At 44.2% G+C, this 15,101-nt stretch carries 14 protein-coding genes and 1 tRNA gene; 11 read left to right on the top strand and 4 right to left on the bottom strand.

All coding sequences use genetic code 11. The features are described 5' to 3' along the window. Positions 1-20 precede the first annotated feature (20 nt). A complete protein-coding gene (gene folE2, locus ICV89_RS09000; protein WP_215308328.1) occupies positions 21-848 on the top strand; it encodes a GTP cyclohydrolase FolE2 in 828 nt (275 codons plus the stop codon). A gap of 16 nt (positions 849-864) precedes the next feature. On the opposite strand, the gene tsaD is transcribed toward folE2, so the two are convergent. Continuing rightward, entirely contained in the window at positions 865-1,938 is a 1,074-nt protein-coding gene (gene tsaD, locus ICV89_RS08995; protein ID WP_215308327.1) for a tRNA (adenosine(37)-N6)-threonylcarbamoyltransferase complex transferase subunit TsaD, read from the bottom strand. A gap of 76 nt (positions 1,939-2,014) precedes the next feature. On the opposite strand from tsaD, the gene rpsU reads away from it, so the two are divergent. The 5 genes from rpsU to ICV89_RS08970 all read left to right on the top strand — a co-directional run bounded on the left by rpsU (position 2,015) and on the right by ICV89_RS08970 (position 7,635). After that, on the top strand, positions 2,015-2,227 hold the full coding sequence (gene rpsU / locus ICV89_RS08990; RefSeq protein ID WP_011903537.1) for a 30S ribosomal protein S21: 213 nt from the start codon (positions 2,015-2,017) through the stop codon (positions 2,225-2,227). Between the two features lie 118 nt (positions 2,228-2,345). Then, positions 2,346-2,792 (top strand): GatB/YqeY domain-containing protein, encoded by a 447-nt coding sequence (locus tag ICV89_RS08985; RefSeq protein WP_215308326.1) that lies wholly within the window; start codon positions 2,346-2,348, stop codon positions 2,790-2,792. Between the two features lie 29 nt (positions 2,793-2,821). Next, positions 2,822-4,771 carry a DNA primase gene (gene dnaG / locus ICV89_RS08980; protein ID WP_215308325.1) on the top strand — a complete coding sequence of 650 codons (1,950 nt, stop codon included), beginning with the start codon at positions 2,822-2,824 and terminating at the stop codon, positions 4,769-4,771. Positions 4,772-4,995: 224 nt separating this feature from the next. Further along, positions 4,996-7,545, top strand: coding sequence for an RNA polymerase sigma factor RpoD (rpoD, locus tag ICV89_RS08975; RefSeq protein ID WP_215308324.1), 2,550 nt, complete (start codon positions 4,996-4,998; stop codon positions 7,543-7,545). Positions 7,546-7,558: 13 nt separating this feature from the next. Then, positions 7,559-7,635, top strand: a tRNA-Ile gene (locus tag ICV89_RS08970). 235 nt (positions 7,636-7,870) lie between these two features. Here ICV89_RS08970 and ICV89_RS08965 read toward each other — a convergent pair. Then, positions 7,871-8,566, bottom strand: a complete 696-nt coding sequence (locus tag ICV89_RS08965) for a DJ-1/PfpI family protein (RefSeq protein ID WP_215308323.1) — start codon at positions 8,564-8,566, stop codon at positions 7,871-7,873. Positions 8,567-8,757: 191 nt separating this feature from the next. On the opposite strand from ICV89_RS08965, the gene ICV89_RS08960 reads away from it, so the two are divergent. Further along, positions 8,758-9,684: a LysR family transcriptional regulator gene (locus ICV89_RS08960; RefSeq protein ID WP_215308322.1), complete on the top strand. Its 927-nt coding sequence runs from the start codon at positions 8,758-8,760 to the stop codon at positions 9,682-9,684. 52 nt (positions 9,685-9,736) lie between these two features. On the opposite strand, the gene ICV89_RS08955 is transcribed toward ICV89_RS08960, so the two are convergent. Both ICV89_RS08955 and ICV89_RS08950 read right to left on the bottom strand, forming a co-directional pair. Next, positions 9,737-10,351 carry a glutathione S-transferase family protein gene (locus ICV89_RS08955; protein ID WP_251370827.1) on the bottom strand — a complete coding sequence of 205 codons (615 nt, stop codon included), beginning with the start codon at positions 10,349-10,351 and terminating at the stop codon, positions 9,737-9,739. A gap of 30 nt (positions 10,352-10,381) precedes the next feature. Then, complete coding sequence (locus ICV89_RS08950; protein ID WP_215308318.1) at positions 10,382-11,425, bottom strand: carbon-nitrogen hydrolase family protein; 1,044 nt, start codon at positions 11,423-11,425, stop codon at positions 10,382-10,384. Positions 11,426-11,770: 345 nt separating this feature from the next. Between ICV89_RS08950 and ICV89_RS08945 the strand changes: the two genes are divergently transcribed. Genes ICV89_RS08945 through ICV89_RS08930 form a run of 4 tightly spaced genes read left to right on the top strand, consistent with a single transcriptional unit; the run spans position 11,771 to position 15,076 of the window. Further along, positions 11,771-12,631, top strand: coding sequence for a branched-chain amino acid ABC transporter permease (locus ICV89_RS08945; RefSeq protein ID WP_215308316.1), 861 nt, complete (start codon positions 11,771-11,773; stop codon positions 12,629-12,631). Continuing rightward, the gene (locus ICV89_RS08940; RefSeq protein ID WP_215308314.1) at positions 12,628-13,605 is read left to right on the top strand and encodes a branched-chain amino acid ABC transporter permease; all 978 of its coding nucleotides are present in this window, start codon (positions 12,628-12,630) and stop codon (positions 13,603-13,605) included. Before ICV89_RS08945 ends, ICV89_RS08940 begins: the two co-directional genes overlap by 4 nt. Continuing rightward, positions 13,602-14,363, top strand: a complete 762-nt coding sequence (locus ICV89_RS08935; protein ID WP_215308312.1) for an ABC transporter ATP-binding protein — start codon at positions 13,602-13,604, stop codon at positions 14,361-14,363. Before ICV89_RS08940 ends, ICV89_RS08935 begins: the two co-directional genes overlap by 4 nt. Beyond that, on the top strand, positions 14,360-15,076 hold the full coding sequence (locus tag ICV89_RS08930; RefSeq protein WP_215308310.1) for an ABC transporter ATP-binding protein: 717 nt from the start codon (positions 14,360-14,362) through the stop codon (positions 15,074-15,076). Before ICV89_RS08935 ends, ICV89_RS08930 begins: the two co-directional genes overlap by 4 nt. Positions 15,077-15,101: the final 25 nt, after the last annotated feature.

The raw sequence follows: 15,101 nt of genomic DNA, 5'->3' as shown, positions 1-15,101 counted from the left end.
TTTTGCCTGAAAATAGAGTTATGAACGACATCAACACCGCCTTTCTTAAACCGCAATCCATGCCGGACATTCAGTCCTTGCATGATGAGCGCGCTTTACCAATTGAGCAGGTGGGAATTCGGGGATTGCGTCATCCATTGAATATTCGTACTCAGACAGGTGTGATGCCAGCGGTTGGTAATTTTGAAATGGATGTGGCTTTGCCTGCGCATGTGAAGGGCACTCACATGTCTCGCTTCATTGCGCTTCTGCAAAAACACAATGAACCTATTGATAGTTCATCCGTGGTTGCCATGGTGCGTGAGATGTTGCCATTACTGAATGCAAGTGAAGGCCGTATTCAATTCACCTACACCCACTTTGTAAAAAAAGCTGCGCCTGTATCCGGTGTTGAAAGTTTGATGGATTACGAGGTAACTTGGACTGCAAAGGCAAAGCAAAATGCGTCCGGTGCGATTGATGTTGAGTTAAACCTACGCGCTCTAGTTCCGGTGATGAGTTTGTGCCCCTGCTCTAAAGAGATTTCGGAGTATGGCGCGCATAATCAACGATCGCACGTGACCATGTCAGTAGAGCTTGATTCACAGACTAAGATGACGGTAGAAGATTTAGTTGCAGCCGCTGAGAGCCAAGCCTCCAGCGAGTTGTGGGGTTTACTGAAGCGCCCTGATGAGAAGTGGGTTACCGAGCGTGCCTATGACAATCCGAAGTTTGTGGAAGACTTGGTACGTGATGTAGCAGGCCAGCTTAAAGGTGATCAGCGTATTTTGTCTTTAGTAGTTGAGGCTGAGAACTTTGAGTCTATTCACAATCACAGTGCCTACGCCAAAATTAGTCTGACTAAGTAATAAACTCAGCAATAATCTAAGTCAGATTATTGCTCGCCAAATCCCAGCGGGGTTTGATATCAAAAGCACCTGAAGTAGTTGAGCCATTATTTTCTGCCAACATGCGCAGTGCCCCAGCAAATGCAATCATCACACCGTTATCGGTACATAGATCGACTGGTGGGTAGTGCACTTCAAATCGATTTTTCTTGGCGCTGGCGTTGAGTGCTACGCGTAATTGCAAATTGGCGCCCACACCACCTGCCAGCACTAGATGTTTGCAGCCAGTTTGTTTAAGTGCTTTTTCAGATTTACTCACGAGTACTGCAACTAAGGCATCGACAAAGCTACGCGCGAGATCCGCATGAAAGCCTGCTATGTCATCCGAATCCGTAACACCCAGTGCGTTAAATTTTTTCACCTGGTTCAGAACTGCTGTTTTGAGTCCAGAGAAAGAAAAGTCTAAATCTCCCGAGTGCAGCATTGGTTTGGGCAAGTCGAATCGTCCAGACTGCCCTTTTTCTGCCAATTTGGAGATAGCAGCTCCGCCCGGATAGTCCAAGCCCAGTAATTTGGCGGTTTTATCAAAAGCTTCGCCAGCGGCATCGTCCAAGGTTTCGCCTAGAAGTTGGTACTTACCAACCCCGCTTATCAGCATGAGCTGGGTATGCCCTCCGGAGACTAAAAGGGCGATAAAGGGGAATTCTGGTGTAGAAACCCCTAAAAGCGGTGAAAGCAGGTGCCCTTCAAGGTGATGCACCCCAATTGAGGGAAGATTGAGGCCCTGGGCAAGGGATTTGGCAAAAGCACTACCTACGAGCAGGGCGCCAGCCAATCCAGGCCCCTGGGTATAGGCGACTGCATCAAGATCCTTTAATTTGAGTCCAGCCTCATGCAAAGTGTCGTCCAGAAGAGGTAAAACCCGTTTTATGTGGTCTCTAGAGGCCAATTCCGGGACAACACCTCCGTAGTCCCGATGCATGGCAATTTGGGAGTGCAGTGCCTGTCCTAGGATGCCCTGATGGGCTGGGGCGTGTTTTTCCCAAGGGGTGGTGTCGTATATGGCTACCCCGGTCTCGTCACAAGAAGTTTCTATGCCCAAAACAATCATTTTTTACTTGGTCGTGCTAGAATCGCATTTCAGTTAATTTATCGATATTTTTCGAGCATATACGAGTTAAACAAGTATGACTACAGTCCGCCTACGTGAGAACGAACCTTTTGAAGTGGCATTACGCCGTTTCAAGCGCACCATTGAAAAGAATGGCCTTTTGACAGACTTGCGTGCCCGCGAGTTCTACGAGAAGCCAACAGCTGAACGTAAGCGTAAGAAGGCTGCTGCTGCTAAACGCCATTACAAGCGTATTCGTAGCCAGATGTTGCCTAAAAAGCTTTACTAATCGAATTTAAAAGCTCTCCTCACCGAGAGGCTTTGAAACCCGCTGACGGTGAAACGCAGCGGGTTTTTGCTTTTGAATCACCAGCAATTTATGAGATATTGAATACCAGGAAAATGCCATGAGTCTGAAAGATCAAATTACTGAAGATATGAAAAATGCAATGCGTGCAAAAGAAGTGGCACGCCTTGGAACAATTCGTCTTTTATTAGCAGCAATCAAGCAGCGTGAAGTGGATGATCGCATTGTGATGGATGATGCCAGTGTCATCACCACTATTGAGAAGATGATTAAGCAGCGCAAGGACTCCATCTCCCAATTTGAAAAAGCCAATCGTGATGATCTGGTGGCAATCGAAGCAGCTGAAATGCTGATTCTCCAAGATTACTTGCCAGCACAGTTGTCTGATGCTGAAGTAGAGGCAGCTGTAGCTGCGGCAGTTGCGTCGACTGGTGCTGCCGGTCCACAAGATATGGGTAAAGTGATTGGCATTCTGAAAGGCCAGTTGGCTGGTAAAGCCGATATGGGCAAAGTTTCTGGTTTAGTAAAAGCGGCGCTGGCTAAGTAAGTTAACAAGCTCAGCCTCATACCTTACTGATGGCTCTCATACCTCAATCTTTCATTGCCGATTTATTAAATCGGGTAGACATCGTAGATGTGGTTGGGCAGCACGTGAAGCTAAAAAAAGCAGGTGCGAACTTTCAAGGTTTGTGCCCCTTTCATTCAGAGAAATCTCCTTCATTTTCAGTATCACCCACCAAGCAGTTCTATCACTGCTTTGGTTGCGGAGCGCACGGCTCTGCTATTAGTTTTCTCATGGAGTATTCCGGTCTTGGTTATGTCGATGCCATTGAGGACTTAGCGCGTTCTGCAGGATTGGATGTGCCGCGTGAAGAGCGCACTGCGAATGATGTTGCCCGCCAACAGCAGACTATGGCATTAAGTGAGGTGATGAGTGCAGCTGCCGATTGGTATCGCCAGCAATTGAAAGCAGCGCCGCGTGCGGTGGAATACCTGAAGGGGCGCGGCCTTACCGGTGAGATTGCTAAACGTTATGCCTTAGGTTATGCACCCGATGGCTGGCAAGGTCTTGAAGCAGTCTTTGGCACTTATACCAATGATGAAGTGGCTAAGACTTTGCTTGAGGGTGGCTTACTGATTCAGAGCGAGCAGACTGACAATAATCAAACTGCAAGACGCTACGATCGCTTTCGTGATCGCATCATGTTTCCGATTCGTAACCCTAAGGGACAGACCATTGGCTTTGGTGGACGCATCTTGGATCAAGGTGAGCCCAAGTATTTAAATTCACCAGAGACACCATTGTTCTCTAAAGGTAATACCTTGTACGGTCTGTTTGAGGCAAGGCAGGCCATCCGCTCTCAAGAATATGTTCTTGTATGTGAGGGTTACATGGATGTCGTGGCACTCGCGCAATTGGGCTTTCCTAATGCTGTAGCCACACTAGGTACAGCCTGTACCGCAAACCACGTACGTATGTTGTTGCGCCAAACTGATCGTATTGTGTTTTCCTTTGATGGTGACTCTGCTGGACAGCGTGCGGCGCAACGTGCGCTGGAAGCGTGCCTCCCATTAATGTCTGATGACAAAGAAATTCGTTTCTTATTTTTACCGACGGAGCATGACCCCGATAGTTATGTCCGAGCTTATGGTGCATCTGCTTTTGAAAAAATCATCAAAGAAGCCATGTCGCTCTCAAGCTTCTTTTTTAAGATTGCAAGTCAAGACCACGAGTTGACAACGCCTGAAGGAAGAGCGCAAACGCATCATGCAGCAAAACCGATGCTGCTATCAATGCCACCAATTGCTCTGCGTACGCAAATATTGCGTGAGCTCGCCATTCGCACTAATTCAACGCCTGCAGAGTTAGAGTCTTTCTGCGGATTGACGATAGTGCCTGCACCAGTGCAGCAGGGTTCTTATGCGGCAACGAATCAACGCGCACCTCATTTTGTGCAAGCTAATAACGGTAACCGGACTCAGGGTGCGCCTTGGCAGGCCTCTAAGGGTTCAGCGAAAAGAGCCCCGGTACTTAATATTCCACCTCCGCAAGCCCCTACTGATTTGGCGGAGCAGATGTTGCGAGTCTTGATTCAGTTTCCACATTTAGGAAAAGCTTTGGATGCTAATAAGAGGGCGCTTGCGTTGCAGGCTTCCGAGCTACGCTCAGAAAAAGCATTGGAGCTCATGAAGGATTTATTGATTCAATGTGATCAAGTTGAATTCATTCCCGGCGAGAACGGCAAGCCACCTACAGTGGGTGCCGGTGCATTCGCTTTGTTCCAAGAGCAGCTATCTCGCAGTGAGCTGGCCCCGCTCTATGAGGTGTTAAGAAAGCGGGTCATGGGCTCCGATTTAGAGATTGAGGGTGCGATTGCTGATTTAGATGGGGCTTTCAAAAAGCTGGAGCTGACCCACCTGAAAACAGAAATGACAGAAATCGCCCAAAAGATTGCTGGCAGCACTGCGACAGAGCAAGATCGAGCTCGATATCGCGAACTAGGCGAAAGATTGAAATTCTCCTAAGATTTTTCTGATTTAATCCCAGAAAAACCAGAAATTGCCCACTTATTTTGACTGATGAAGGGGGTAAAAAAGTCAGAATCGACTATAATCCTCTGTTCCCAGAAAAAAACCGATTTAATTCAGCCACTTGCGCTTTATTTTGAAGAAATTTGGGGCAAGTGGACCAAGTGGCTGCGCCTAAGCAGTCGAGAACAATCATCAGTAACGTGAGTAAGTGCTAATAAATGCCTAATACCAAGAAAAAACCAGCAGCTAAACCAGCCAAGCCAGTAGCAAAAGCCAAAGCACCAGCCAAGCCAGCGGCTAAAGCCAAGGCGCCTGCTAAGCCAGTAGCTAAAGCAAAAACTCTAGCAAAAGCAGCAAAGCCAGTAGTGAAAGCCAAAGCACCAGCCAAGCCAGTGGCTAAAGCCAAGGCGCCTGCAAAACCGGCGGCTAAAGCTAAAGCGCCGGCAAAAGCAGCCAAGCCAGTGGCAAAAGCCAAGGCACCAGCTAAACCAGTTAAGACGGTAGCCAAAGCCAAGGCACCAGCCAAGCCAGTGAAGGCCCCTGCTAAAGCAGTAAAAGCTCCAACAAAGACTGCAGCAAAGCCAGCGGCAAAAGTGGCGTTACCTAAAAAAGGTAAGGTTGCCGCTCCTAAGGCTGAGGTAGCAAAGACAGCTAAGACTGCTAAAGCGGCTAAGGAAGTTGTAGAAGCTAAAGAAACTAAGGGCAAAAAAGTAAAAGCAGCTGAGGTAGGGGCTGAAGTTGCAGTGGCCGAAGAAGTAAAAAAAGGTCGCAAACCAAAAGCGGATGCGCCTGCGGAAGGTGCTGAGCCGGTTCTTACAGATCGTCAAAAAGCGCGTGAGCGTAAGGCAAAAGAAAAGGCGCTTCTAAAAGAATTCGCAGCACAACAGTTAGGCTCCGAAGAGCAACAAGAATTACGCCGTACTCGTCTGAAGACATTGATCAAGATGGGTAAGTCCAAGGGTTACTTAACTCATGGCGAAATGAATGACGTAATGTCTGATGAGTTGTCAGATGCCGATGCATTAGAAACATTGATCAGCCTCTTAAATGACATCAACATTACTGTGTATGAGCAGGCTCCAGATGCTGAGACGCTCCTCCTGAATGAGAATGCTTCAGCAACCACTTCCGAAGAAGAGGCTGAAGAAGAGGCCGAAGCCGCTTTAGCTACTGTCGATTCAGAGTTCGGTCGCACAACCGATCCAGTGCGTATGTATATGCGTGAGATGGGTACTGTCGATTTGCTGACTCGCGAAGGCGAGATCGTGATTGCGAAGAAGATTGAAGCAGGCCTCAAAGATATGGTGATGGCTTTGGCTGCTTGCCCTGTCACCATTGGCGAGATCTTGGCTAATGTAGACAAGATTGCTAGCGGCGAGATGGAGATTGATCAATTTGTTGATGGATTAGTTGATCCAAATGCCGAAGATATTAAGCTTGGACCTGAAGAGCCAGAAATCGACCCAGATGCTGAAGAGGGTGATGAAGAAGGCGGTGAAGACGAAGGTGGAGGCGGTGGCGGTGGCGCAGCTACGGCTAACGCTAAGCAATTAGAGGAGCTAAAGCAGATCTCTCTAGAGAAGTTTGCAATTGTACGTACCCAGTCAGACAAGATGCGTCGTGCTTTTGATAAAGAGGGCTATAACTGTCCAGCGTATATCAAGGCGCAAGAAGCTATTCGTGGCGAGTTACTTGGTTTCCGCTTGACTGCAAAGAGTGTTGAGAAATTATGTGACACCATGCGTTCACAAGTGGATCAAGTTTGGAAGCTCGAGCGCGGAATTGTGAGTTTGTTAGTAGATAAAGTTGGCGTTAATCGCGGCGAAGTATTAAAAGACTTCCCAAAAATGTCGATGAATCTAGAGTGGGTAAACAAGCTGCTCAAAGAAAACAAGCCATACTCAGCATTGCTGCAGCGTAACGTTCCAGCGATTCAGGAGTTACAGCAAAAGTTAATCGATATTCAGACGCGGGTTGTATTACCACTTCCAGAATTAAAAGAAGTGAACAAGCAGATGATCGCTGGTGAGAAGCGTGCGCGTGAAGCGAAACGTGAGATGACTGTTGCCAACTTACGTTTGGTAATCTCGATTGCTAAGAAATACACCAACCGTGGTTTGCAGTTCTTGGATTTGATTCAGGAAGGTAATATCGGTTTGATGAAAGCGGTTGATAAGTTCGAATACCGTCGTGGTTATAAGTTCTCTACTTATGCAACCTGGTGGATTCGTCAGGCGATTACCCGTTCGATTGCTGACCAAGCACGTACGATCCGTATTCCAGTTCATATGATTGAGACAATCAATAAGATGAACCGTATTAGTCGTCAAATCTTGCAAGAGACTGGTCATGAGCCGGATGCGGCAACTTTGGCTCTCAAGATGGAAATTCCTGAGGACAAGATTCGCAAGATTATGAAGATTGCTAAAGAGCCAATCTCCATGGAGACACCAATTGGTGACGATGCGGACTCAAACTTGGGCGACTTCATTGAAGATAGCAATACCTTAGCTCCAGCTGAAGCAGCCTTGCATGATTCGATGCGCGATGTAGTGAAAGACGTTCTAGACTCATTAACACCCCGCGAAGCAAAAGTACTGCGTATGCGCTTTGGTGTTGAGATGAGCACAGACCACACGCTCGAAGAAGTGGGCAAGCAGTTTGATGTGACTCGTGAGCGTATTCGTCAGATCGAAGCTAAGGCACTCAGAAAGATGCGTCATCCAAGCCGTAGCGACAAACTCAAGACCTTCCTCGAAGAGGATTGATCCAAAGACTAACGGGCCTATAGCTCAGTTGGTTAGAGCAGAGGACTCATAATCCTTTGGTCCCAGGTTCAAGTCCTGGTGGGCCCACCAATGAAATCAACGACTTAGGGAGAAATTCCTAAGTCGTTTTTCTTTCTGTGTAGTTGGTGTGTAGCAAATATCGCTGCTAGACCCCAATAGATATATGGCTCTAGCTTGGAGCAATCAACTACTTGTAGATTGTGGTGTGCAGGTGATGAAAGACTGCTATCGGCCAATAACAGTTGATCTAAATAAATGACTTAATGAGAAAAGGCGTAGGTCAACCCTACACGCCCACCCCAGCCTAACTTAGTGTCGATAAGCTTGATGATGCTTTTTCGATGTTGAGTTCAATTTTCTTTATTCGCTCTATCTGTAGAGCTAGTACTTTATCAACAAGAGCTATGCCTGCTTTATCGGGGGTGCCGCAGTCATAGGGCGGCTGTGGATCATATTCTAGGCCAAGTTGCAGCATTTTTGCAGTTTCCTCTCCCGCAAGTTCTGCAGCGAGTACATAAGCAAAATCAATGCCAGCGGTAACGCCTCCACCTGAAATATGGTTACCATCCCGAACTACACGAGCATCAACTGCTTCTGCCCCAAATTTAGCCAGGTATTTTTTCCAGATCCAGTGACAAGCACTTTTTCTACCTCGGAGCAAACCAGCCGCACCAAGAATTAAGGAGCCGTTACATACGGAAGTAATGTATTTCGCTTTATTGCCCTGATTTCGCAGAAAATTAAGAGTATCTTCATCAACCATTTGGTCGCCAATACCAAATCCGCCTGGTACACAAAGGACGTCAAGTTGGGGGCATTCTAAAAATGATGTTGTTGGATTAATGTAAAAGCCAACATCAGTTATTACTGGATTTGTATTCTTCCACACCAAATGAATTTTGGCATTTGGAACGCGACTAAGTACCTGAGCGGGACCCGTTAAATCAAGTTGTGTCAGGTTTGGGAATAGTAAAAAACCAATATTAATTTGAATGCCCACTTTTCCTCTTTCATTATTTGTAACCAGTTTGTCTAAGCGCTCTACCAGCCTACCCCTTTGATTAATTTATACCAGTATGCGCAAAAGAGCAATTCAAAGAATATATTAGTGTCATAATGATTTGCGTCAAAATAATAAACATATTTTTTGATGCGTTGATAGGCTAATCGAGTTCTTTGGAGATAGTTGTAATGGGTGTTAAGAGAATTCCTATTGAAGAGTTAGATTGGGATGATTTAAGGATATTCTTGGCTGTAATGCGCTCAGGTAATTTGAGTCAAGCGGCAAAGATTGTTCATGTAGACCACTCCACCATAAGCCGTCGAATTTCTAAGCTAGAGCTGTGTTTAGGCGGCGCCCTATTTGAACGGCGCAAGGATGGACTTCAAAAAACCCTTTTAGCAGAGCAAATCTTGCCCCAAGTTGAGGCAATGGAGGGTGGGGCAGTTGCTTTGCGCGAAAATTTAACGGGTTGCAGAGGGAGTGAGCCTGCCGGAATAATTCGCGTAGCAATGATGGAGGGTATAGGCTCTTTGTATATAGCTCGTCGGCTTCTAGATCTTTCTTCTATCTACCCTTTATTACGTCTTGAATTGGTCACCTCCCCTCAATTAGTTAATGTAAATCGACGAGAAGCGGATATCTTTCTCAGCTTTTTCAAGCCTGAGGGAAGAGGCATGGAGAGTGAAAATATTGGCTTATTCGCACTATCTTTGTATGGCTCGCAGGAATACTTTGAGTTGCACGGCAAACCAACATCTACAGAGGAGCTTGTAAATCATAAATTCTTGAGCTATATAGATGATCTGATTCAAGTTGACACGGTAAGGTGGTTAGATGAAGTTGTATCTACTCCGAGAATCGTATTCTCTTCTAATAGTATGTTGGCACAAATGGCAGCCGCTTCTTCTGGCTTAGGTCTAGTGCTTTTGCCTCGATTTGCTGTAGCAAATGAGCCCAGATTAATTCCAATCCTGACAAATCAAGTTTGTGTCACTCGTGAACTTTGGCTTAGTGTTCATGCTGACTTGAGGTATTCAACTCGTATTAATGCAGTATTTAACTATCTAAAAGACATTATTTCGGCAGATCAAGGCTTTTTGAATGGCCATGGTTGACTAAAGTTATGTGACTGTGGATCTACCCTATCTTGAATCCATGCTATCACCACTAGGATCTTTTCATGCCTAGGTAGCGAGGTAGTGACTCAATGCTTTTAATCCAGCTCACAATATTTTCATATTGGGCTAAATTTATTCCACCCTCAGGGGAGTGTGCCGTGTACGAATACATAGCAATATCAGCAATAGTCGGATTTTTATCTGTACACAAAAATTTCGATTTAGATAACTCTAAATCCATGGACGATAGCAATTTGTCACTTAGTTCTTGCGCACGAGAATCCGCTGTGCGTTTAAAGACTCTTGCGGCCCTTAAGTTTGCAACTCCAAATGCAAGCGGACCAGCTGCTGCACTTAGCCATCTTTGAATTTGGGCTTGCTTTATGGGATTGACAGGAAGCCACACTGATAAGGGATCATATTTGAGGGCAAGGTATATAAGTATTGCGTTACTGTCTGCAATAATTAAATCGCCATCTCGCATCACAGGGACTTGACCAAAGCTATTTAAATCTAAGAAAAAATCAGTTTTGTGCTCACCTTCGGGGAGATTGATATTAATAGTTTCAAAGGAAATATCTAGTAATGACAAGAATAGCCTTACCTTATGGCAGTGACCAGAAAGCTCAAAATCATAAAGCTTTATTGATTGCTCAGAATCCACCGAAACCGTATTTAGCATATCGATTTATTATCATCCAGCATTGCTGAGGGCAGCACGATCAATATTTGCCTTATCTTGTTCATGTGATTGACTGGATTCTCTAACCCAGCTAATCGGTTCAATTCGTTTATTAGAAACGCGGAGATCAAAAACATCAAAGCGATTGTAATATCCCACAACATCATGAAATTGTTTAGGCTCAACGCATTTACTTAGATCAAATTCAGCATAAATAATTTTTTCATCATCCTGTGCAAATTCACCCGTTACTGCTCCGGTAGGATCTACAAAGAAAGATGCTGCTTTTGGTGTTTTGTCAAGAATCTCTGCAACCGATGGATCCCGATTTATTAAAAAATCACGAGTGTAAGTATCTAAGACGCTAGCCGAAACTATTCCAAATGCCTTTGCTTCAAAAGAATGTGCAGACGCCCTGATTTTATTTGCAGCAAGGTTGTCATAGTTATCACCACTTGCTGGCCTTTTTGTTGGCCAAATCGGTGGCCAGCTAGAAATATGAATTTGTTCGCTTTGAGTCATTAGTGTGTAGCGAGCCAATGGATTTGTATTTTCTCCGCATATTAAATTTCCAATATTGCCTAGGCGCGTCTTCGAAACCTTTAGTCCAGCTCCATCACCAGGAGCCCAAACGAGCTTTTCGTAAAAGGTTGGCATTAATTTGCGATGATGGTTCAGAATTTGACCTTGATCATCAAAAAGTAAATTTGAATTCCATATGCAGCCAACGCTTGAGTGGCTTTTTTCACTAATCCCAACTGAAACAAAGATGTTATTTTTCTTTGCAGCTGTGGATAACGTTTTAATTTCTGGACCATCTATGTAGATGCTCTCTTCAACTATTTTTTTAAATAGGTCGTGATTATCAATCGGCGCCCAAAGAGCTAGCCAGATAGGGAATCCAGGGATAAATGATTCTGGAAAAGTTACTAATTGGGCGCCACTCTTAGCCGCTTCTTCAATAAATGAAACTGCTTTTGCAACTGTTTTAGCTCTATTCATAAAAACAGGTGCAACATGCGCTACTGCTACTTTAGTGATTTGATTGGTTTCCATTGGTAGGCCCTCTTGATAGTGAATTCATTCTATGTTGATAATTTTTTTATTGAATGAGCATATTTACACGATTGTTTGCAATTTTGCGTACAGGGGGTTTCTACTAAGGAATAGGTATGTTTGTTATGACTAAATGTCTGCACAAAAATGAATCATCATGCACTAATAAGGCGCGTTTAATTTAAAAAGATTTGGATTGATTGCTACTGATTTGAGCTCATTTAATTTTCAAGCAGCAATCCTTAAGAGTATGCTTAAACGTGCAAAGCATGTTGCAAAATTTCACATATATCATTTCATTGTTGTGTAATAAATTGAGGCTATGACAACTAATCTCCCATCATCATGAGCAGTACCATCGCGGTCTTAGCCATTAATGGCCTTGTGTTTGGCTTAATCATCGCGCTTATAGCATTAGGGTTATCCATTATCTTTGGATTGCTGGATGTGATTAATCTTGCCCACGGCGATTTCTTCATGGTGGGCACAGTGCTCACTTACGTTATCTTCACTGTATCCGGCCTGTTTTGGCCGGCTTTCATATTAGTCCCACTTATAGGTTTTTTACTTGGAGCGCTTATTCAAAAGCTAGTGATGGAAAGGCTTAGAAATGCGGCCGAGCTGTCGATCGTTGCCACATTTGGCTTGTCTATGATTATCCAAGAAGTTGTGCGTATGACTTTTGGCGCTGCACCAAAGCGCTTGGTTTCGCCAATTCAAGGTACTTTTGATCTATTGGGTGTTGAGTATGATATTTATAGAATAGTCGCCGCCTTGATATCAGCCGCGGCGATTACTTGTTTCTTCCTATTCTTAAATAAGACCAAGCTGGGAACATGGATGCGCGCCGTAAGGCATGACCGAGATAGTGCTACAGCCCTAGGCATTCCTACGCAATCTATTTTCTGGATTACGTTTGGTCTCGGGTTTGCAATGGCAACCTTAGGTGGCATAGTGGCTGCCCCAATAACAACCGTTGACTTTCGGGCTGGGGTAGACATACTTCCATTTTGTTTTATGGCGGTGATTATTGGCGGTCTTGGAAACTTGCCGGGAACAGCGGCAGCAGCAGTACTGCTTTCGTTCCTAGAGGGTGTTATTTCTGGATTTACTGATCCAACCATTGCGCGAATATTCTCACTGGTATTAATGAGTGCTGTTTTATTGTTCCGACCACAAGGTCTTTTTAAGGGGTTGGCAAAATGAGGATACCCATTGTTAACAAAATCCTCACATATCTTCTGCTCGCCATTCTTTTAGCAGCACCTTGGATCATCCCAGTAATTGGGGATGCCTTCTGGATGAGCATTCTTACAGAGATTCTAATTTGGTCTTGTTTTGCTGCAAGTATCAATTTTTTATTCGGATATGTTGGCCTACTTTCTTTCGGACAGGCTCTCTACTTCGGATGTGGTATGTACGGAGTGGCACTGGGCTTAACAATGCTGGGTTTAGGCTTTTGGGGTTCTTTTCTTTTGGGCGTGTCGTCGGCTGGATTAATGGCTTTAATTACAGGGGCTCTAGCAGTTCGACTGACTTGGCATTATTTTGCAATAATTACAGTCGTTTTTTCCCTCATTTTCTACTTCATCGCATTAACCATTAAGCCAATTACTGGCGGAGATGACGGGGTAAATTTTACTGCACCTGAACTTTTTAAGTTTGGAGATTTAATACTTACGATTTCAAACCCTACAACTCAATACTTTTTTATTCTTGCTGTAGTTACATTGTTGTTTTTTATATTCAAGCGGCTCGTTTCAAGTCCGTTGGGAAAATCGCTAATGGCAGTTAGGGATAACGAAACGCGTGCCGCTCTAATTGGCCTAAATGTTTACCGATTAAAACTGACAGCATTTGTGATTTCAGGTATTTTTGCGGGAATCTCAGGCGCGCTATTTGCTCTGTTTGGACGATATGCGTCAGTTTCATACATGTTCTATCACGTATCGGGCGAAGGTGTCGTGTGGGCAATCCTTGGGGGAGCCGGCACTTTAGCTGGGCCATTTGTAGGCACAGCTCTCTTCATTCTTATTAGAGAGGTTATCTCTAGTTATTGGCAACACTACGCGTTGATTGTGGGTGCGATCGCCATATTAGTCGTAATTTACGCGCCCAAGGGGATTGTAGGGATGTGGAATCAAATTTTATTAAAGAAGAGTGGGGGCGATAAAAAATGAGTGCTAAGCCTTATCTTCAAATAAATAACCTTACCAAAGCATTTGGTGGACTTTTGGCAGTAAATGACGTTAGCTTAAGTTTTAAGCTGGGCGGAATAAATGCAATTATTGGTCCGAACGGGGCAGGTAAGACAACTTTATTTAATTTAATTACCGGGTTTATTCAGTCAGACTCAGGGTCAATCAAATTTGAAGGTCAAGAAATTACCAACCTAAAGCCATTTGAAATTTCACGCATTGGCATTAAACGAACGTTACAAATTAAGAGTATTTTTCCGTCAATGACTACCTACGAGAATTTGTGGGTTACGGCCAATGCCCATACCAAAAACTTACATCCATTTGCTAATGCTTCTAAATTTACTGGTATCGATAATCGCGTCTCAGCCATAATTGAAAAGCTTAACTTGGAGCGGATTGCCCATCTGCAGGCTGGATCGCTATCTTATGGTGATGTAGCGGTTTTAGAAATTGGAATGGCAATGATTGCAGAGCCAAAGCTAATACTCTTCGATGAGCCAGTTTGCGGTATGAGCCCAGCTGAAACTGAAAAGGTTGTTGAGAAGATCATTGATTTGTCAAAGGAAGTGCATGTGGTAATTATTGAACATGATATGGAAGTAGTGTTCAAAATGGCGGATCACATAACTGTAATGGCATTTGGAAAAGTATTCGCTGCAGGAACTCCAGAAGAAATTTCAAGAAACGATGGCGTTAAGGAGATTTATTTTGGTAGCGATGAATTGGAATTGTCATGACATCAAATGAGATTTTGCTTGAGCTAAAAGATGTGAAATCATCATATGGGAAGGTGAACGTTTTGCGTGATCTTTCTTTTAGACTTTACCAAGGCGAGTCATTAGCAATTCTAGGTAGGAATGGTGTTGGGAAAACCTCTACATTAAAGACGATTATGGGTTTATTGAAATGCCAGTCTGGAACAATTCAGTTTGAAGGAAAGTTAATCAATACGATTTCGCCTTATCAAATTCCTCGAATGGGTGTTGGTTATGTACCGCAAGGTAGGGGACTTTTCCCGAACTTGACCGTTAAAGAAAATCTGTATTTAGGATACAAAAAGGAGTGTTCACCGGATCTTTCTGATTACATTTTTGAGCGTTTTCCGAGGCTCAAAGAGAGGCTCAATCAGCAGGCAGGCACTTTGTCTGGCGGTGAGCAGCAAATGTTGTCTATAGCAAGAATATTGCTGATTCATCCAAAGATCATTTTGCTGGATGAGCCTACTGAAGGAATTATGCCCATTTTAGTGTCTGAAATTAGAGAGGAAATAAAAAGGATAAACGGAGCGGGAATCGGAATATTGCTGGTAGAGCAAAACGTCCAAACAGCAATTCGGTTATGTAGTCGTATTTTGGTTATGGATAAAGGAAGCATTATTTTTGAAACAAAAACGGATGACGTACGAAGTAATCCTGAAATTCTTCATGAACATTTGGGAATGCATGTTTAGTGGTTTATTAATAACTAAAGGGAGA

It is taken from the genome of Polynucleobacter sp. Adler-ghost (genome assembly GCF_018688495.1).
Lineage (GTDB): Bacteria > Pseudomonadota > Gammaproteobacteria > Burkholderiales > Burkholderiaceae > Polynucleobacter.
This window is presented reverse-complemented; position numbering and strand designations above follow the sequence as displayed.